We start from the raw sequence: 19,830 nt of genomic DNA, 5'->3' as shown, positions 1-19,830 counted from the left end.
CAATTTGAAAATGTGCCGATTTGTTAATTTTCAATTAAAGCTTTAAGTACTTTGTAATTTACTTTTCCTGTTCCAAGTACAGGTATTTCGTCAATAGTTTCAATCGTTTTTATTTTTGCAATAGCTGCAATGCCATTGGCTAATAAATGCTCGTTAGCTTCCTTTAAGTTGATGTTTTTTGAAGTGAATAAAACAATCTGAGCTGGCGTTGTTTTGTCGCTGCCCTCTACGGCTAATACTTGCTTGTCTTCTTCACCATATTTTTCGAGTAATACTTTCTCAATAAATGGTAAACTAATCATTTCGCCTGCTATTTTAATGAATCGTTTTAAACGACCGGTAATAAATAAAAAGCCTTCATCATCGAAATAACCAAGATCACCTGTTTTGTAAAAACGTTTGCCATTGATGGTTTTGAATGGTTTTAGATCTTCGTTGTTGATGTAACCATCAAATACATTAGGGCCAGATACGTATATCATTCCGGGTTGTCCAACGTCCTTAGGTGCGCTGGTTTCCGGATCCAAAATAATTCCTTCAATGCCAGGTAATAATTTACCAACACTATTTAGTTTCTGTTTTTCTCTTGGATTAAGAGAAAGCACAGGAGCACATTCGGTAATGCCATAACCTTCTAGTATTAGCGCGTTGTTAGTCATCTCTTCAAATTGCTTTTTTAGAGATGCTGGCATTGCTTCGGCTCCAGATATGGCGTAATGAACTGATTTTAAATGATAGGAAGAACTCTCTGAAAGTAGCAACTTTAAGAAACTAGGTGTGCCAATTAATAAATTGGCTTGAACATGCTTGAGAACTCTAATCACTTCACGTGCATCTGTAGGATTGGGCGTGTAGGCCGTTTTTACACCACTTATCAATGGTAAAATGCTGAGTACGGTAAATCCAAAGCTATGGAATGGGGGTAAGAAGGATAAAAATGTTTCGTTATTGCTTAAATCAACAAGGTTGAATACGGCTGCCAAATCGCTCACTATGTTTTTGTGTGATAGCGGAACTGCTTTGGGCATGGTTTCACTTCCAGAGGTAAATAAAACAACCGCCGTATCATCTAACTTAGGGTTTTTGATTAAGAATGGTAGTTTCGATTTGAGAGCACCTTTTAATTTGATGCCAAGTCCAAGTGTAGGCACTTTTTTCTCCAGTAATATAAGTTTAGAGTGTATGGAGTCAGGAAGCAGTTCTTTTACTTTGTCAATAAAAGTGCCAGCCGAAAGTATTTTTGTTATCTGACTCGTTTCGATACAATGTTCCAGTACCTTATTACCAACTGTCCAGTTAAGCATTACGGGTATTTTTCCGGCCAGATAACAGGCTGCAATCAATAGGGTGGTGCTTTGCAAAGCTGGCAACATTATACCCACGTGTTTTTCCTTTATCTCATCTTTTAAGAATTCAGAAACAACGCATGCTTTCAGGAAGAAAGTTTTTCGATTAGTTGACCCTAACATTGCATCGTATACAAACGGATCAGATGTGTTTGAGGACATTACCATTTTTAGTAATTCGGTAATGCTTTTTTTATCATCAATGTATAAGTCGTGAATAGCGGATAAGGGTTGTTGTAAGTTTGAACTTGGTAGATCCATTGCAGTTTTGAATTGTCCCATGGCAGCCAGGCAAACATCTGCAACTGTTTTTATCTCATTGATTTGAGGCGCAGAGAATGTAGGAAAATTATTCTCAATCTCCGATAATATTTCAACCATATTCAATGAGTCTGCCCCTAGATCTAACTGTAAGAAATCACTTTGTTTGATCTCTTCTGAAGTTATCTCGAGCTTTTCTGCAATACACAGCTTTACTAATTTTAGTACATCATTGGGTATGTCTTCAGTTGCCATATCTGATGTCTGGCTTGTTGCATCTTCTTCAGAACCAGCAATGCGTTCAGGCAAGCTTCTTTTTAATTGGGGTGAAAAAAAGTAGTATTTTAAAAAATTAACTGGCTCCGAACCATGTACATTGTATACATTTTCCAGATACTGGTTAAACTCAGTTCTGTCGCCTGTACTTTTCTTTTTAGCCTGTGTTGTTATGTTTTCTATTTCGATCTTAATTTTTCGGCGCGGCGATAATATGATCAGGTTTACTAATATAATGCCCATACACTTCAGAAGTGTTGTTACGAAGTTGGGTGACTTGCCAGCCCACGCACGCGACCAACGACTTCCCCAAAGGCCATTAATTCGAACCGCAATAACTTCCACATTTTCGGGAAGGTCCTTAACTATTTTATAGGCACTCTGCTTATTAAATATTTTCTCATAGCCCTGGCCAGCAATTTGTCCGCTTGGATAAAGTACGATGTTCTTCTTTAATTCAAAACCCTTCTTAACTGAACCTACCACTTGATCTAGTACGTTGGTATTTCTACTGCCTGATTCCAAATCACTAACCCGAACAGTTCCCCATGCCGAGAACATTGTTTTTGCAACTGGCATGTCGTAATAAGTAGCCGTTACAACAGGAACAGCGGTTGTGTATTTATATAAATGTGCAAACAAAAGGACAGGATCCATTATGGCCTGGTGGTTGGGCAATAGAAATTTGACATTGTCTTTACGAAGCTCATCACCACCTTTTACTTCCACCTTGTAGCGAAGACTTAGCAGTACTCTAATGAAGCTAAAGAATATTTTAGCAACTTGTATTATAATGGGGTGATGTTGTTTCATAATCAAATAATTTAATCCAGAATGCGCACATGCTCTATTCGTTTGCCTAAATAATAACAATATTTTACTTAGTTCGTTTATTGGCACCTGGTATTTTCAACCAGGTAATAATTGTTATGGCCCAAATAATAATTGCAATGGTTGCAAAAACCATGAGAGAATCTGTTTTAGTTTCAACATAACCAAAGATACCTGCTGCCACCAAAATGAAAGAAAACAGAACCAGATTATTGTAGGCCAGTATAAGTCCTAACTTTCGTCCTTCTACCTTTGATTGGATAAATGCATTTAACGGGATCTTAAATATTCCTGCGAAAAAAGCAGTGAGAATTATAAGTATGGTAAACCACACTGTTGATGGATTTAGTAGGAATATTAAAGAAACACTAATTCCCATACCGAATCCGCCAATGGGAACAAGGTACATCTTAAGTTTATGGTTTGATATTACACCTGTAACATAACACCCAGCTCCAATGCCAATGGCAACTAATGCCATAATGGTTCCGGTAGCTGTATCCGAAAGATTTAAAACACTTCGGCAATGTGGAATTACATTCATCTGTATTAATGAACCAATGGCCCAAAAGGTTGCCAATCCAAAAATGACTATGTTTAATCCTTTGATTTGCTTGCTCCATATATAGGAATTGCGCATAAAGACAAAGGGATTAAGAGATGTATGCTCTTCTTCATTTGGTGCGGATTCCTTGGGATTAATCTTAAGGCTAGTCAACCAGCCAATCAAGGCAAAAAGTATTATGGTGCTGCAAACGATAATTATTTGGTAGGGTCCCCACTGATCTGAATTTGAAAAGTCAGAAACAACACCTGCTGCAAAGGTCCCAATTAGCACACCTAAGAAAGTCAACATTTCCATGGCACCAGTACCATATGGGATTCCTTCTTTTCCTCCTATGTCGCGAATAATACCATACTTAGCTGGCGAAAATAAAGCACTTTGCAAGCCCATCAGAAATATTCCAATCATGGCAACTGGTATGTTGTGAATAACAAATCCAATGGATGCAATAATCATGATAGGTATCTCATACAATTTAGCCTTTTGAATAATCTTAGCCTTGGAATGATCGCGAGCTAACTTGCCTGCAAGAGGTGAAAACAGAATGTAGGGAATAACAAATAAGCCAGATGCAAGCATAATGATGATGGACTCGTTATCTTTCGATAGCCATGTTGTACCTATAAATAAGATGAGGTATTTCAGGTAATTGTCGTTGAGAACACCTAAGAAGTTGGTGATAAATAATGGTATCCACCTGAATTTTGACTTTTCCATGGCCTATGTTTTATATACTTACCTTATACGTGATTTTAAAACCCCTAAATCCCCTAAAGGGGACCTGAGCCTCCCCTTTAGGGGATTTAGGGGTGAGTATTAAGTTTGTTCAAAAATACTTTTTATAAACTCTTATATACAAATATATAATAACCAATTAAACAAGTACGCTTTTACCACTTAAGTATTGCTTTCTTCAACTGAAGGTGGTGTTTTTAGTGTTTTGTTGCCTTCTTCTTTTTCTAACCACTTCTTATTGATATGTGCTATGGCCAAGGTTAATAAGCCGATTATAACAAGGAAAATCATTTTACTTACATTGGCAGTTCCTGATAAGTCCCAGAAGAATACTTTAATCGAAGTAATCAACAAAACAATGGTTCCCATAATTCGGAATGAAATAGCCTTAGTGTGTGATCCCCATAGGAAAATCAATAAGGCATATACGATGTATGAAATTGAGATGGCCAAAGGTCTGCTGAAATTATTGATGTCGTAGGCTAGCCAGATGTTTTTAATCTGTATGGTAATTAGACCGGCAACAATGATATTGGCCACAATGGCAAATATATTACTCAAAACAGGTAGATCGGTCTGCTCTTTTTTTGCAATGAAAAATCCAAAGCCTGCTAATAACATCCACGTAAGTGCACCTGCGTTTAAGAATGGTACAAACTTTAAACCGAATAATTCGATCCATTGCACATCCCAGGCTACAGTAAACCAATAAATAATTAATAATACCCAGGCACCATAACTCACATATCGTAATTCAAATGATTTTACAAAATGACTTATGGAGTAGGTTCCGCTTACAACTAAGAACCATAGTAATGTGGTTACCACATATTCCATTCCGTTTATCGACATTGGTTTAATGTTGGCAGCAGATATGGCAAATAATACCAGACCCAGACAAACATATATTAAGCCTGGGAAAATATTCTTTCCTGAAAGAAGGTATACAAATACGGATACGATCATAAAGGTGAAGCCAACTATTAGCAGTGGCACTGTAAAAGTGATTGAGAAACTTCCTAATATGAAGATGGACCAAAAGATAAATAACATGGCATTTACCAAACTTAGATAGAGGTTCCAACCAGTAAATTGGTCTTTTTCTTTGTGTGAAGCAAATATGATTCCTGCCATATAGGTAACAAAAAGAGATGCTGCATAGAAAAAAGGTTTTCCCCATGAATCAGGATCGAAATAGATATAGTAAGTTGCGTAAACCAGCACGGTAGCTATAAAGGTCATGATGCGTAGTTCTTGCCATTTCTTTGAAATACTTACATACAAGGCGCCTATGGTAAGGATAAAAACGTATCCAAAAAGAACCATGTCGTGTTCTGGTTTGGCTTTCATTAATATGGGAGAAAGCAAGCCGCCAAGAATACTGATGAAGATAAGGCCACGTAAATTCTGTTTGTAGCTAACCAAGGTTGTTAAGGCTGTCAAGGCAAGTACGGAAATTAACATGACGTTGTAAGGCCAGTTAAGATCGTTACTGAAGGCCACATAACTGAACGTGGCATAAATGGCGCTCATGCCGGTACCGGCCAACACTTGACAGGTGTACAATTTGTCTTTTCGATAATAACTGTATCCTGTAAAAAGCAGGGTGATACCAAGAGCAAACCCGGATAGCACTCTGATTTCGGGAGGGAACCAGCCATTCTCGAAGGCCATTTTTAGGAAATAAGTAAATGCTGAAAACAGAAACAAAATTCCTAAAGATGTAATCCAATGTTTCTTAATTAAGTCAAACATGATTATTTATTTTGGGTTAAATATTAATATTGACAGTGCAAACATAGCTAGTGTTGATAGTTGTTTACAAACCAAGAAGTAGTGTAAACGGACTTTTGAAAATGATTAAATTATCCTATATTGCCATTTTAATAAGAGTTTATTGTAAATCAAACGGACTTTTAATAATGGCTGATACCTTAGTGCAAATCATAAAGACATTCTCTAAAAATGATGTGACAGATTTTTCTGCATTTATCCATCGACTTAAAATGAAAGATGGTAGAAAGGATTTGCAACTTTTCAATTTGTTGTATAAACGAGGCGAGATGAATGGTAATTCAGTGCTTCTTGAGATTTATCCTAATGGCAATAAAGAAGCATACCATGCTTTGCGTAAAAAGTTGATGAAGCATCTAAGCGATTACATCTATCAGAAGCAGATTAAAAGCGATTATACATCAGAGACTCAAATTTCGGCATTGGTAAGTATGGGCAAGTACCTCATGGAATACAATATTATGAAGCCAGCTTGGAAATACTTGTGCAAAGCAGAACAAATGGCGGTGCGTGCCGAGCAGTTTGCATTGGCCAATAACATTGTTGGTTTGCAGCTTGATATGCCTTTACTTGATTTAAAAGTCTCCATTGATGATTTATTGACTCGGAAACAGAACTATTTGAGTTTGGCCGTTGAAGATGAGAACGCCGACACCGCTTATAAGATTATTAAACACCGTATCAAGGAAGCTAAAACGTCTTATCGAGGAGATGCCAACATAAGTCAGGAGCTGGAACGAATATTCGAAGTATACGAATTAAATAAGGCGCTTTCGAACAGACCATCTGTTGTTTATAAAATAATGACGATACTAAGAAGCGCGGCAGCTCGAAATAAAGACTACTATCATTTAGAGCCATTGTTGTTAGGTTATTATAATGAATTGGAAGGGAAGGTGGATCTGACCAAGAATAATCAACTTTATATGGTGCGTTTGCAGTATATGGTTGCCCATACATTATTTCGTAACAAAAAGTTTGCTGACTCTTTTCAATATTTGAAAAAGCTGAGAGAGAACTTGCGAACGCTTGTTAAAACGGAGTATGTGCGACTCTTACCTCGTGTAACCCAATTGTATTGTGCCAATCGATTTTTTACCGGTAATCTGCATGAAGCTATTCGTATTGCCGATGCCACTTTTACGGAGAAACTCAATATTCAACCTGAAGATGTGCTTAACTTAAAGTTGAATCAGGCCATCTACCATTTTTTTAATAAGGATTATAAAGAAGCCGCCAGAGTTTTGTCATCAATTGGCCATTCAAATACTTGGTGCACTAAGGTGGCCGGTGTTGAATGGGTTTTAAAGAAGGATTTATTAGATGTTTACATTCAACATGAGCTTGGACATGACGACATTGCATCGAATCGAGTCAGATCACTATTGCGTCAGAAGGATTTATTTGAAAGTGATGTGCGTTTTCAACGAGTCGCAGTTTTTATTAAGCTGGTTGCCAAAGTGATTGGGGATCCTGAGGTATCCGATCAGAAGATATTCTACGATGAGGTGGAACAGGCTTTTAATTGGCAGCCAATAGAAGAAGAGGATTTACATGCTTCGGTTTATTATGCTTGGTTAAAGTCAAAATTACTCAAAGAGGATGCTTATAACGTGCTACTCGATTTAATATCTATTTACTAAGTTTGTGTCCTTATGGTGATAAATTTAGATGTTCAAAATAGGAATGCAGAAATAGAAGTGCCGCAAGGTGTGAAGTGGATTAAACTAAGTGTTTCGCGTCCTTCTTGTATGGATGTTTTACTCGAAGTGGTTGATATCAATGGTTTGGCAAAGGGAAAGCCACTTCAAAAGTGGCTTTCCGAAATTAAATCCAAGACAGTTTCTAAACTTCGATTTATGATGAACAACAATAGCACTAAGCCTATAACTATCTCAATTGATTTTAAGTAAACATCATTATTAAAATATCGCTAAGAAGCTTTGCACACATTTGTCTTCGCTTGAATTATTTCTTAAATTATTTATAAAAACATGAGCAGGAGACCACACCGTATGGATCATGCCTTTAAAGTGAGGAGCAAGCGTTTTGGATGAATGCTTGCTTAATATATCAAGCATTAATTTTTGTTGAACAGCAATTTCGGGATTATCCCACTGACAAGTGTATACATCAAAACCATTGCTGGCGAAATAAACTGAACTTGGATCTGCATTTTTGTAGTGCCAATCGCAAATAACAATTTCTTTGGGAAGTTTGTCGATTGCTTTATAAATAGAAGAGCCTGCACCTTCAAACTCGTTTAAACCAAAGCTACTTCTGTTCAGAAGACGATCTCCCCACATCCACATTTGGCATTCATTATCTGATAAGAAACTATAAATTCTATTAATTTCATCGGCATATAGATCCTCCTGCTTGTGTTCCTTACAACGTTTGCAATGCTCATCTCCAATATACAATACTAAATCTAGGCCAACGTGAAAACTAGAGGATTTACAAGTTTCTATAAGTTCTTTAATGAGGCTAAATACTATTCTGTGTACCTCTGGATGATTAGTGCAATAGCTCTTACATAATAGATTGTCAGAATTTGGCCAAGTATATTTTTCTGGCATCTTGATGTGTGGAGTCTCGTCAAATTGTGGATATTCTCTAAGAAGGTTGGACACATTTTCAGCCCATGACTGATGCCCTAAAAGATTGAAGTGAGGTATAAGTTCAATGTTATTTTCCCTACAGGTTGTAGCTATTAATTTGAGTTCTTTCTCTGACAATGCATTGTCGTTCGAAAGCTTTGGATAAGATTTAAATTGGTAATTATAATCAATGCTAAGGACGAGCTTGTTAATTGCATGCTTTTTTAAATCTTTGTTGATGAAGTCTATAAAAAGATCAATGTGCTGTGATTCAGGAGCGGCAATAAACAGTCCATTAGTAAGGTTTGATTTCTCTGCACTAATTTCTTTGGCCTGCACAGTAATAAACAAAATAGATAAGACAATGGTTAGCTTAAGTTTCATAGTTGTTTTTTTTAGTTTGAATTGGTTTATTTTATCTGATTCAATTCGAGATTAGTATTAAGATTTGTACATTTTCTTGCAATAAAAATATTATTTCAGTTTGATCTTTTGTTTCAAAAGAGTTTAATTAACAGTGTTTTAATATGTAAGATGTGCATGTTGTAATCATTGTCTCACAATTGTAATTATGATGCATTAAAAAGAGCACCTATCTTTAATGCCGACTTAATATTTAATGAAGAATGTTTAAAGGAATTTTTTTTAAAGCTTTATTTACTCTTTTGGTAATACAATTAATAATGGCTTGTAATGCTCCATCGAATTTAAAAACTGGCGATATTCTATTTCGAGGCAAGCAAAATGGTAGTTTGTCGTCGGCCATTGATGCGGTTACGCAAACCGGATTAGATCATCACTATACACATGTTGGTGTGGTTGAAATGTTAGATGGAGAAGTTATGGTGTGGCATGCAGCACCTAAAAAAGGCGTTGTTTGTGAAACTTTAGCTCAGTTTGTTGATTCGGAAAAAATGGATTCTCTTGTAGTAGGTCAATATCGGGCAAAAACAATTACACAGACATCCATAGTGGAGGCATTAAAAAAAGCAAAGGAATTAGAAGGACAAGCTTACGACTATACCTATATCCTCGAAAGTGAAGGGTATTATTGTTCTGAGTTTGTCTATGAGTTATTTGCACAGGATAGTCTTTTCAAAATGGAGCCAATGACTTTTATTAATCCGGCTACCGATTCCTTTCACGAGGCCTGGCTTACGCATTACGAAGACTTAGGTTTGGACATACCCGAAGGATTACCTGGTTGTAATCCCAATGGAATGGCAGCCAGTGATCAACTTGATTTTATTGGATATTTAAAACTTTAAATTCCGTATGACACCTCTTTCTTAATTGTAAATGAAAGGTGTCATCCATTAGCAAAAGAATAGTAAATGCTGGAGACAAGTAGTATAAGCGTTATAAAGAAGGAACTTCAACAAATGCCTAAGGAGGTGCTGATACAGCATTTTCTGCGTGTGGCCAAATATAAAAAAGAAAGCAAAGAGTTGCTCAATTACCTTTTATTTGAGTCGCACGATGAGGCCAATTATATCCGCCAAGTGAAGGAGGAAGTTGAGGCTGAGTTTAAAACGATTAATCACGCTTCGATATACTACGTTAAGAAAGGAGTTCAACGCATCCATCGCATACTAAATAAGTACATCCGCTATTCGGGTAAGAAAGCAACACAAATAGAGTTACTCATCTTTTTTTGTTATCAAATGAAATTGTGTAAAACCAATTACAAGCGAAGTAAAGTATTGAATAATCTTTACGACAGACAAATTGTGAGTATCTCAAAAGCCCTTGCTGCAGTGCATGAGGATTTGCGATTGGATTTTGAAGAAGACCTAAAACAAATATTATAATTTAAAAATGGGAATACTACGGACAATAAAAAGTGATTATGAGATGTATGAAAACTCTGCATTAGAATGCTTTGTTGCCATACAGCGCGATGATTGCAAAGAAATAAAGGCATTTAATAAAAAGAATAAGGGACAAAAAAACAAACCCAGCCAGAAAATTAAAGGATTCAAATTTGTAATGGATGAGGAATTCGAATCCCTTAAAATTGATTTTACAACTGAGCATCAATTTGAAATACGCGATTTGGCAAAGGTGAAGGGGTAGTTATTCCTAATGTAATATAAATTAGAGATAATAAATAATACATAATGTGGTTTGAGAAATTATTAGGATTTAAAGAAGAATATCCAGATCAGGTTCGTTCAAATATTGAGATTAAAGAGAATAAATTAATTTCTAAAGTAAATGGAAATGAATTCGTTTTTGGCAGTCTTGAAGTACCAACTTTAAACGATTTGAGGATTAAAAACTCAGAGCTAGAAGAATATAAATCCAAAATAAGAGTTTCAGAAGTAGTTGGTAATATTCAAGATTTACATCAGGAATCAACTAATAATGGAGCATTATTTCAAGCAGCCTCTCAATTTAATTTATTAGAAATGGTCGGGCCTCAAGTTATTCCAGAAAAAGGTGTAGGTATTTATGAAAATGATTATACTCAAGGACCCGCTTGCGCAATAGCATGTGGAGCCGGCACAATTTATAGAAATTACTTTGCCAATGTAAATAATCAGATTGGACAAACTTCTTCTAATCAAATTGATTGCTTGAGTGACATCGGGCTTGAGTTCAAGAATGAAAAGTCGAATTTATGGGAAATGACTAATGGGTATGCACTTGCAAATTCGGAGGGACTTTCAAAGATTACAAGACTTATCAAAAACAGGTCGGAACTAGACGTTGAAAAACTAAAAGGAAAATTAAGAATAGGTTTACAAAGAGATACTGAAGTTACAATTAATATGAATAAGAACATTGTTACTCAAGCATATTGTTCTGCTTTACCTGTAGCATATTCACATCTTGACCCGAAACATTGGGAATCTTTCGCTCGATTAATTCTTGAAGCAACGTATGAGGCCACATTGTATGCTGCAGTTGATAATTACAAAAGAACTGGTAATAATAAGGTCTTTTTAACTCTTGTAGGAGGTGGTGCTTTTGGAAATAATATAGAATGGATATTTGACGCACTAGTAAAAGCAGTATATAAATTTGCAAGAACACCTTTAGATGTGCGAATAGTAAGCTATGGAAGCACTGATATGACAGTTAAAAATTTAATAGAATCTATAAAATAAACGTATCGAACATACAGACCTCTATAAGAATGTCTAGCGGAGACAAAATATGGAAGGTTAGCTTACGAGCGAACAAAAGTGAAATTAGGACAGCAATTACTCCACCACTTCCACTCCCCGCCAAAAAGCAATGTAGCCTTTTATATGTTTGGCGAGTTCCTTGGGATCAGGATAAAACCAGGCCGCATCTTCATTTTTCTCTTTATCAACTATGATTGTATAATACGAGGCTTGGCCTTTCCAATGGCAATTGGTATGTTTTATAGATGGCTTGAAGTATTCCATATTAAGTGATGCCGGAGGAAAGTAATGATTGCCTTCAATAATTATGGTTTCCTTACTTTCGGCGATTACTGTATTGTTCCAAATTGCTTTCATACTAATGTTTTTTACTTTACTAAACGTATACCATTAAATTGATAGGCAATATGCGGATGAAAAAAATTGCGATAGGTTTTTCTACTATGTCCTTGCGGCGTGACGACAGATCCTCCACGTAAAACCTTCTGATTCACCATGAATTTACCATTGTATTCGCCAATAGCCCCATTAGGCTTTTTATAATTTGGATAAGGCGAATAGGCACTTTCAGTCCATTCCCAACGTTTGCCCCAATCAAATTTATGGCAGGCAGCTTCCCATTCAAATTCTGTTGGTAATCGATGTCCTTTCCATTGAGCAAAAGCAGCCGCCTCATAATAACTTAGGTGAGTGAGTATATGCTTATCTTGTAAAAGTCTTAAGCCAGCTAAGGTATATTGAAACCACTTCCCATCCTTTTGTAACCAATACATAGGGTGAGAAATATTTTTGTCTTTTAACCAGAATAAGGCTTCATCGTGCCAGAACTCAAACTTGTTGTAGCCTCCATCTTTTAAGAATTCAAGATATTCGCCATTTGTAATTAGTTTGTTGCTGATTTCAAAGTCCTGAAGTAATACTTGGTGAGCGCCTAACTCATTGTCGTAACAAAAACCATCACCTTGATGCCCGATGTCGTATATCCCTTTTTCAATAGCTAGCCATGCCATCGTTTCTGATTCTTCATCTTCGCAAAAAGCTTTGTTATTGTATGCCGGAAAAGTGGGGTTGACACTAAAATTATACTTCAGATCGGTGAAGAAAAGTTCTTGATGTTGCTGTTCGTGATTTATGCCGACGATAAAAATGTCTTCAATGTCTTTTGTTAAGGTTGAGTTCTGCAAGAATTGTTGAATCGCCTTATCTACATGTTTTCGATAGCCCATTACTTCACTTACTAATGGGCGACTTAAGCTGCCTCTATTTGCTCTCGTAACTCTTTCGCCAACTGTGTTGTAGTAGGAATTAAACAGAAATGAATAGGATTCATCAAAAACTTTATAGTCTTGTGAATGTGGTTTTAATATAAATTCTTCGAAAAACCAGGTAGTATGTCCCAAGTTCCATTTGGGTGGACTCGCAAAGGTAGCGGCTTGCGGAACGTAATCTTCAATGTGTAAAGGCTCAACCATTTGTTCTGACGCTAACCGAACTGACTTGTATTTTGTGAGTAGATTCATAGTATGCAGATTATTAAACTTATAACAATAAACTTGAAAGAGGGTTTTGAGATATGTTTAAACGCCTATGAACTTAGCTCAATACTTATTGTTTAAACATTACTTAATTGATTAAAATGAAATAAGTATGAAGCAAGCAGTAATGATTGTTGGCAGTATATATGGTGGTCTTTCTGTGATATTAGGTGCATTGGGTGCGCACGCTTTAAAGAAAGTATTGAGTGAAGTACAATTGGCAAGTTTTGAAGTAGGCGTAAAATACATGATGTACCATGCCATCGTTCTTCTTCTGGTTGGTTTTGTTTTTAATTTTGAAACCAAATTACAAAGAACCATGGCTTGGAGTTTTGCCATTGGAACCTTTTTATTCTCATGCAGTATTTATTTTTTAAGCCTGTCAGATGTATTGGGTATGAATTTTCGATTTTTGGGTCCTGTAACACCCTTGGGAGGCTTGTTTATGATTGTTGGATGGGTGTTGCTCTTAATAAGTGTTATGAAGAAATATGCCAAATAATGATGACTTTTTATGGCATAAAAAAAGTGAGCCATTCGGCTCACTTTATATCTTAATAGCTAAGAAATTCTTAGTCGTTGAAATGGTACAAGAATACAATTTCACCTTCGTAGGCAGGTTTACGTGCACCTTCAATCTCTAACTTAATACCAATGTTTGCTTTACAAACGCCTCTTAAGTTTTTAGCATCAATTACTTTCGCGTGTAATCTTACTTTGTCGTTAACTTTTACTGGTGCATTAAATTTTAGCTTCTCAATACCGTAGTTAACCTGTAGTTTCAGGTTTTGAACATCAACGATCTGATTCCATAAATGTGGAAGGATAGAAATGGTTAAATAGCCATGTGCAATGGTAGTTCCAAATGGAGATTCGTCTTTTGCCTTCTCAACATCGGTATGAATCCATTGGTGATCAAGAGTAGCGTCGGCAAATAAATTGATTTGCTCTTGCGTAAATTCGTGGTATTCCGAAATCCCTAAATCACTTCCAATTAACTTCTCTAGTTCATCGAAACTTTTGATGATAACTTTATTCATATTTGAGTGTTTTGTATTTTCAATTATGAGCGCTAAGATAAAACATTTCGTTTCATTTAATAGAACTTGATGCAAGTTCACAAGGTTTTGTTGTTTTTCGAAAACGGTTTCGATAGCCGAAATTCTACAAAGATGTTTAATTTAAAGATACGAATGAGCATCGTTCTAGATGCGTCTTTAGGAGTTAAGTTAAAGTGTGTTAGTTGTTTATGTTGTGGTGCACGGCTTTTGTGATTGTTCCATTCGTTTTCGCTGATCATATGTAATGTTTCCAATTTGCACGAAGCTTCGTAACTTGCCTATTGAAAATTAAGCATTTAGAACTAAGATAAAAAACTATGTCCACCCCATTGAAATACCTTGTTGTTTTGATTCTAGCTACTTTTTTATGCATTCCAAGTAATGCACAAAAAAATGAGCGACAATTCAAAGCAGCTTCTTATGACAATAATCAGTTAACCATTGAAACTTCCGATGGATTTATGGTTTTTCGACCATACACTGAATCTAGCATGGAAGTTGAGTTCATTATACATGGATCGATAAATGCGCCGTCATATGCCATTGCTCCAAATCAAGGACTAGTAAATAGTACTTTTAAGCAAGATGAAAATGCGGTAGTTTTTTCAACATCGAAATTGACTGTAGAAATTACTAAGCAACCGTTTGATGTTTCATATTCTTATAACGATGCCCATTTATTTTCAGAGGAAAAAGGTTATTTCTCTAATGATTCGCAGGTGGGTTTTCGATTATCACTCGACTCAGAAGAGAAGCTCATGGGTGGAGGCGAACGTGTTTTAGGAATGGATCGACGCGGTCAACGTTTGCAATTATACAATCGGGCAAGTTATGGTTACGAAACACACGCCGACTTAATGTACTATTCGATGCCATTGTATATTTCATCAAAGAAATACATGGTTGCGTTTGATAATGGAGCAAGTGGTTTTTTGGATTTAGGAGCAACAGAAAATGATATAGTGCAGTTCGAAGCTGTTGGTGGGCGAATGAGTTATCTGATTGTGGCCGCTGATGAATGGACTGATTTAATCACGAACTTTACAGAATTGACTGGTCGTCAGCCGATGGTGCCACGATGGGCGCTTGGTAATATTGCTTCTCGTATGGGGTATCACAGTCAAGCCGAAGTTGAGAGTGTTATTGATATGTATCGAGCTGATGATTTTCCTTTGGATGCCATTGTTCTTGATTTGTATTGGTTTGGTAAGGATGTTAAAGGGCATATGGGTAATCTGGAGTGGGAGCTTGATTCATTTCCTGAGCCTGAACAAATGTTGAAGCGTAATCGAGAGAAGGGGGTAAAAACCATCTTAATAACCGAACCTTTTATTTTAAAGGAAAGCGGAAAGTATCAAGAATGTGAGGATCAACAGCTACTAGGTCTGGATTCAAAAGGCCAGCCATACGTATTTGACTTTTATTTTGGAACAACAACATTGTTGGATATTTTCAAAACAGAAACAAAAGATTGGTTTTGGAGTATTTACAAAAAACATACGTTATCTGGCGTAGATGGATGGTGGGGCGACTTGGGCGAACCAGAAGTTCATCCCGATGATCTACTACATATTAATGGTCGTTCTGATGAAGTACATAATCTTTACGGACACGAATGGGCTAAAACAGTTTATGAGGGATTTGGTGCGGATTTTCCAGAGCGCCGTCCGGTTATTTTAATGCGATCAGGTTTTATTGGTTCGCAGCGATATGGACTGGTGCCATGGTCGGGCGATGTTAATCGTACCTGGGGCGGATTAAAACCGCAGGTTGAGATAGCCTTGCAAATGGGTATGCAAGGTATGGCTTATATGCATTCTGATTTGGGTGGTTTTGCTGGTTCTTATGAAGATGCGGAACTATATACACGTTGGTTGCAGTATGGTGTTTTTCAATCGATCTATCGCACACATGCACAGGAAGACGTGCCTGCTGAACCAATTTTCTGGGATGAACAAACACGTGATATTACAAGGCGTTTTATAAAGTTACGATACGAATTGATGCCTTATAATTATACATTGATATATGAGAATGCCATAAGTGGTGTGCCAATGATGCGCCCCTTGTTTTATGTGGATGACACACCGGAATTGTTAGATAATACAAGTAGCTACCTGTGGGGAGATAATTTCTTAGTTTCTCCGGTTGTGGACAAAGGCGTAAAATCACATAGTACTTATTTACCTAAAGGACAAGTATGGTTTAATTACTTTACAGGGGAAAGATATGAAGGAGGTCAAACGATAGACCTTACTGTTGATATTAATACCATTCCTGTATTTGTGAAAGCTGGTAGTTTTATTCCAACAGTGCCAGCTTTTAAAAGCATGGATGATTATACTTCAGAAAAATTGACGTTACACTATTATCATGATTCTTCGGTGACGCAATCAGAGGGCTTGATGTATGAAGATGATGGTGAGACTAAGGAGGCACATCTTAAAATGGCTTTTGAAAAACTGCATTTTTCATCGGCTTTTGATGATGAAGTTTTAAGCATAAAGATTGATAGCGATGGCTATAAATATAAGGGAAAGCCAGAAAACAGAACTGTTGAGTTGTTGGTGCATCATTTTAATAGCGTACCAAAATACATTGTTATCAATGGAGCGAAAATGAAAGTTCATAAAACTGATGTGGCTACATATAATGAAACATCAGGATTGCTCAAAGTAACTATCAAAAATCTACAAAAAACAAATACAATAGAAATCTACTAAATACATTTACATGAGAAATAAATTATTAATTGCTAGTCTGCTTACTATCGTTCTGATTGCCTGTCAGCAGAAACCACAACAGGTTGAAGAATCTCAAGCATACGAAGGAAAAGCCGTCGTTTATCAGGTGTTTACCCGTTTATTTGGTAATACAAATGCCAATAATAAGGCTTGGGGAACCATTGAAGAAAATGGCGTTGGTAAATTCAACGACTTTACCGACAAGGCACTATCAGAGTTAAATGATCTTGGTGTTACACATATGTGGTACACAGGTGTACCTCACCACGCACTTGTTCGCGATTATACAGCTTATGGCATTTCTAACGATGATCCGGATGTCGTTAAAGGTCGAGCGGGTTCGCCATATGCTGTAAAGGATTATTACCAGGTAAATCCTGATTTAGCAGTTGATCCTGCAAATCGCTTAAATGAATTTAAAGCCTTGGTAGAGCGAACTCATAATAATGGCATGAAGGTATTAATTGATATTGTGCCTAATCATGTGGCACGTCATTACGAGGGTAATAATAATCCTGAAGGTGTAAGTGATTTTGGTGCTCAGGATGATACTAATGTTGAATATGCAATCAATAATAACTTCTACTATATTCCAAATACAGCTTTTGAAGTGCCGGCTCCATTAAACGATTATCAGCCATTGGGTGGTGAAGCTCATCCATTAGTTGATTCTAAATTTGACGAAAATCCTGCAAAATGGACTGGTAATGGTTCACGTTTGGCTCAGCCTCATTTTTACGACTGGTACGAAACGGTTAAGATTAATTATGGAGTGCGACCAGATGGAACTCACGATTTTGAATCCTTACCTGCCGAGTATGAAAATAAAGATCACGCAGCCCATTATACTTTTTGGCAAGATAAACAGGTACCAGATTCTTGGGTGAAGTTTCGCGATATTGCATTGTTCTGGATTGAATTTGGCGTAGATGGTTTTCGTTTCGACATGGCCGAAATGGTACCTGTGGAGTTTTGGAGTTACATGAATTCATCCATCAAAAATGCTAATCCTGAGGCTTTTTTATTGGCTGAGGTATACAATCCAGGATTATACCGAGATTACATTCACAAGGGTAAAATGGATTATCTGTATGACAAAGTAGAATTGTACGATACTTTGAAACATGTGATGCAAGGGCATGGTTTAACTGATAATATTCCTGCCATTCAAGAAGGATTGGCCGACATTGAGCACCATATGTTACATTTCTTGGAGAATCACGACGAGCAGCGTATTGCTAGTCCTGAGTTTGTAGGAAGCGCTCTTAAAGGTAAACCAGCAATGGTGGTTTCAACGCTAATTAGCACGGCTCCAACAATGGTTTATTTTGGACAGGAAGTAGGAGAGCCAGGTGCTGAAGATGCTGGTTTTGGTACAAACTCGCGCACAAGTATTTTCGATTACATTGGTGTGCCTCACCATCAGCGATGGATGAACGATGGTGCATTTGATGGCGCACAGTTGTCAAAAGAAGAGAAAGCCTTACGTGATTTTTATAAACGCTTATTGACATTTAGTAGAGAGAGTAAAGCTTTAAATGGAGAGTATCAAGAATTACATACCTTCAATAGGGCTAGTACGGAAAATTATAATCACAAAGTTTTTTCTTTTGCTCGTTGGGCAGGAGAGGAGCAACTTCTTGTATTATCTAATTTTGATGCTGACGAAGCACAAGTTTTCACTTTGCAATTACCAGTTGATTTAATTAAAGCATGGAAGCTGAGCGAAGGTGAATATAGCTTAGTTGATCAATTATACGGCAGTGAAAATAAACTAATAGTTAATGAGGATAGCGCTATTGTTCAAATTGTTCTTAAGCCTCTGGAATCGATGGTTTATGCTTTGAAATAAATAACAATACACAATATAAAATAGAAAGGCTACTCTTATGAGTGGCCTTTCTATTTTTTGTCTAATATCTCTTGATCTATTATCTAATAGTAATTACAAGCTTATCACTCCCGGTATTTCAGCAACTTTTTGAGAAATGTCAATAATGGCATCAGCATTTTTCATACTCACCTTGCAACTTACCGAAACGTGTTTCAGGTTTTTAGTATGCCTGTAGCTAACCTTTCCGTGCTTCGGCAAGAGGCTAACCACCTTTTCAACTTTCCCATCACTATTTGGCACAATAAATTTGAATAGATATAACATTGGCCACTTCTTGTTCTGAAGCAGTAACTCTTTTAACTTATCGTAATCTTGCATCGACATGGTTATTCATTTTTGAGTGTACAAAAGTAGTAATACCGATTATCAATCAAAACGAATGATAAAAATATCATTCTGTGATTGTATATCGGCATTTATTATTTATGTCTAACTTGATTAGAAAATCTGATGTTATTATGGGTATTCTAAATTAGTTGTTAAAATATAAAGGATTAGATTAAAACAAAGGTTCATTGCAAAATAACTTTTTAATATCTTTACTCTTACTAAACACTTAAAACTAAAACCATGAAGAAAATTATTTTTATGCTTGCTTTAATAAGCTTATCAACTACTCTTATTGCTCAATCGAATAAAGACGAGCAAGCTGCCATTAAAAAAGTGATTCAAACTGCTTATGTTGAAGGATTACAAAACGAAGGTGACCTAAGTAAGATTGATGCTGGAATTCATTCCGATTTTAATTTATTGGGCATTGATAAAGACGGCTCAAGCATATGGAAATTACCGATAGCTGAGTGGAAAGAGAAAGTAAAAAAACGCAAGGAAGCAGGTGCCTATCCAAAAACTGGAGATAAACTTGTTAGTATTAAATTTCTTTCGGTTGATGTAACCGGAACTTCTGCAGTAGCCAAGTTTGAGTTTTATGTGGGCAAAGAAAAGAAGTATGTTGATTATATATCTCTTTATAAATTCAAAGATGGATGGAAAATGGTGAGTAAAATTTACTATCAGTTTCCTGAATAAGAAATTACGGATGTCATAAAAATAA

At 36.4% G+C, this 19,830-nt stretch carries 18 protein-coding genes; 10 read left to right on the top strand and 8 right to left on the bottom strand.

All coding sequences use genetic code 11. From position 1 onward, the window contains the following. Positions 1–23: 23 nt before the first annotated feature. The 3 genes from ACRD7B_RS07020 to ACRD7B_RS07010 form a co-directional block, all read right to left on the bottom strand. Positions 24–2,696 (bottom strand): AMP-binding protein, encoded by a 2,673-nt coding sequence (locus tag ACRD7B_RS07020; RefSeq protein ID WP_430823782.1) that lies wholly within the window; start codon positions 2,694–2,696, stop codon positions 24–26. A gap of 64 nt (positions 2,697–2,760) precedes the next feature. Beyond that, positions 2,761–3,996: an MFS transporter gene (locus tag ACRD7B_RS07015; RefSeq protein WP_430823781.1), complete on the bottom strand. Its 1,236-nt coding sequence runs from the start codon at positions 3,994–3,996 to the stop codon at positions 2,761–2,763. Positions 3,997–4,176: 180 nt separating this feature from the next. Further along, the gene (locus ACRD7B_RS07010; protein ID WP_430823780.1) at positions 4,177–5,769 is read right to left on the bottom strand and encodes a DUF2339 domain-containing protein; all 1,593 of its coding nucleotides are present in this window, start codon (positions 5,767–5,769) and stop codon (positions 4,177–4,179) included. A 101-nt stretch (positions 5,770–5,870) separates the two neighbouring features. On the opposite strand from ACRD7B_RS07010, the gene ACRD7B_RS07005 reads away from it, so the two are divergent. Together ACRD7B_RS07005 and ACRD7B_RS07000 are read left to right on the top strand one after the other, a co-directional pair. Continuing rightward, positions 5,871–7,451, top strand: a complete 1,581-nt coding sequence (locus tag ACRD7B_RS07005; protein ID WP_430823779.1) for a hypothetical protein — start codon at positions 5,871–5,873, stop codon at positions 7,449–7,451. 12 nt (positions 7,452–7,463) lie between these two features. After that, a complete protein-coding gene (locus ACRD7B_RS07000; RefSeq protein ID WP_430823778.1) occupies positions 7,464–7,721 on the top strand; it encodes a hypothetical protein in 258 nt (85 codons plus the stop codon). Positions 7,722–7,730: 9 nt separating this feature from the next. Here ACRD7B_RS07000 and ACRD7B_RS06995 read toward each other — a convergent pair whose 3' ends face one another. Beyond that, positions 7,731–8,792, bottom strand: coding sequence for a family 20 glycosylhydrolase (locus tag ACRD7B_RS06995; RefSeq protein WP_430823777.1), 1,062 nt, complete (start codon positions 8,790–8,792; stop codon positions 7,731–7,733). Positions 8,793–9,034: 242 nt separating this feature from the next. Here ACRD7B_RS06995 and ACRD7B_RS06990 point away from each other — a divergent pair, with 242 nt between their 5' ends. The 4 genes from ACRD7B_RS06990 to ACRD7B_RS06975 all read left to right on the top strand — a co-directional run bounded on the left by ACRD7B_RS06990 (position 9,035) and on the right by ACRD7B_RS06975 (position 11,521). Beyond that, positions 9,035–9,676: a YiiX/YebB-like N1pC/P60 family cysteine hydrolase gene (locus tag ACRD7B_RS06990; protein ID WP_430823776.1), complete on the top strand. Its 642-nt coding sequence runs from the start codon at positions 9,035–9,037 to the stop codon at positions 9,674–9,676. A 66-nt stretch (positions 9,677–9,742) separates the two neighbouring features. Next, positions 9,743–10,219: a hypothetical protein gene (locus ACRD7B_RS06985; protein ID WP_430823775.1), complete on the top strand. Its 477-nt coding sequence runs from the start codon at positions 9,743–9,745 to the stop codon at positions 10,217–10,219. A gap of 7 nt (positions 10,220–10,226) precedes the next feature. Continuing rightward, positions 10,227–10,484, top strand: a complete 258-nt coding sequence (locus ACRD7B_RS06980) for a hypothetical protein (RefSeq protein WP_430823774.1) — start codon at positions 10,227–10,229, stop codon at positions 10,482–10,484. Positions 10,485–10,528: 44 nt separating this feature from the next. Further along, positions 10,529–11,521 carry a hypothetical protein gene (locus ACRD7B_RS06975; RefSeq protein WP_430823773.1) on the top strand — a complete coding sequence of 331 codons (993 nt, stop codon included), beginning with the start codon at positions 10,529–10,531 and terminating at the stop codon, positions 11,519–11,521. Positions 11,522–11,617: 96 nt separating this feature from the next. Here the strand turns inward: ACRD7B_RS06975 and ACRD7B_RS06970 are convergent, their stop codons facing one another. Further along, on the bottom strand, positions 11,618–11,899 hold the full coding sequence (locus ACRD7B_RS06970; protein ID WP_430823772.1) for a DUF427 domain-containing protein: 282 nt from the start codon (positions 11,897–11,899) through the stop codon (positions 11,618–11,620). An 11-nt stretch (positions 11,900–11,910) separates the two neighbouring features. Continuing rightward, positions 11,911–13,062, bottom strand: a complete 1,152-nt coding sequence (gene egtB, locus ACRD7B_RS06965) for an ergothioneine biosynthesis protein EgtB (protein WP_430823771.1) — start codon at positions 13,060–13,062, stop codon at positions 11,911–11,913. A gap of 127 nt (positions 13,063–13,189) precedes the next feature. Here egtB and ACRD7B_RS06960 point away from each other — a divergent pair, with 127 nt between their 5' ends. Then, a complete protein-coding gene (locus tag ACRD7B_RS06960; RefSeq protein WP_430823770.1) occupies positions 13,190–13,579 on the top strand; it encodes a DUF423 domain-containing protein in 390 nt (129 codons plus the stop codon). 70 nt (positions 13,580–13,649) lie between these two features. On the opposite strand, the gene ACRD7B_RS06955 is transcribed toward ACRD7B_RS06960, so the two are convergent. Next, a complete protein-coding gene (locus ACRD7B_RS06955; protein ID WP_430823769.1) occupies positions 13,650–14,117 on the bottom strand; it encodes a MaoC family dehydratase in 468 nt (155 codons plus the stop codon). 338 nt (positions 14,118–14,455) lie between these two features. On the opposite strand from ACRD7B_RS06955, the gene ACRD7B_RS06950 reads away from it, so the two are divergent. Together ACRD7B_RS06950 and ACRD7B_RS06945 are read left to right on the top strand one after the other, a co-directional pair. Beyond that, the gene (locus ACRD7B_RS06950) at positions 14,456–16,861 is read left to right on the top strand and encodes a glycoside hydrolase family 31 protein (protein ID WP_430823768.1); all 2,406 of its coding nucleotides are present in this window, start codon (positions 14,456–14,458) and stop codon (positions 16,859–16,861) included. Positions 16,862–16,871: 10 nt separating this feature from the next. Continuing rightward, positions 16,872–18,734 (top strand): alpha-amylase family protein, encoded by a 1,863-nt coding sequence (locus ACRD7B_RS06945; protein ID WP_430823767.1) that lies wholly within the window; start codon positions 16,872–16,874, stop codon positions 18,732–18,734. A gap of 93 nt (positions 18,735–18,827) precedes the next feature. Here ACRD7B_RS06945 and ACRD7B_RS06940 read toward each other — a convergent pair whose 3' ends face one another. After that, a complete protein-coding gene (locus tag ACRD7B_RS06940) occupies positions 18,828–19,100 on the bottom strand; it encodes a DUF493 family protein (protein ID WP_430823766.1) in 273 nt (90 codons plus the stop codon). Positions 19,101–19,346: 246 nt separating this feature from the next. Here ACRD7B_RS06940 and ACRD7B_RS06935 point away from each other — a divergent pair, with 246 nt between their 5' ends. Further along, positions 19,347–19,805 (top strand): nuclear transport factor 2 family protein, encoded by a 459-nt coding sequence (locus ACRD7B_RS06935; RefSeq protein ID WP_430823765.1) that lies wholly within the window; start codon positions 19,347–19,349, stop codon positions 19,803–19,805. The last annotated feature ends 25 nt before the right edge of the window (positions 19,806–19,830 follow it).

This window comes from Carboxylicivirga fragile, assembly GCF_050589805.1.
Classification (GTDB): Bacteria; Bacteroidota; Bacteroidia; order Bacteroidales; family Marinilabiliaceae; genus Carboxylicivirga; species Carboxylicivirga fragile.
The sequence above is the reverse complement of the archived record's forward strand: the minus strand, read 5'-3'. Positions and strand labels throughout refer to the sequence as shown.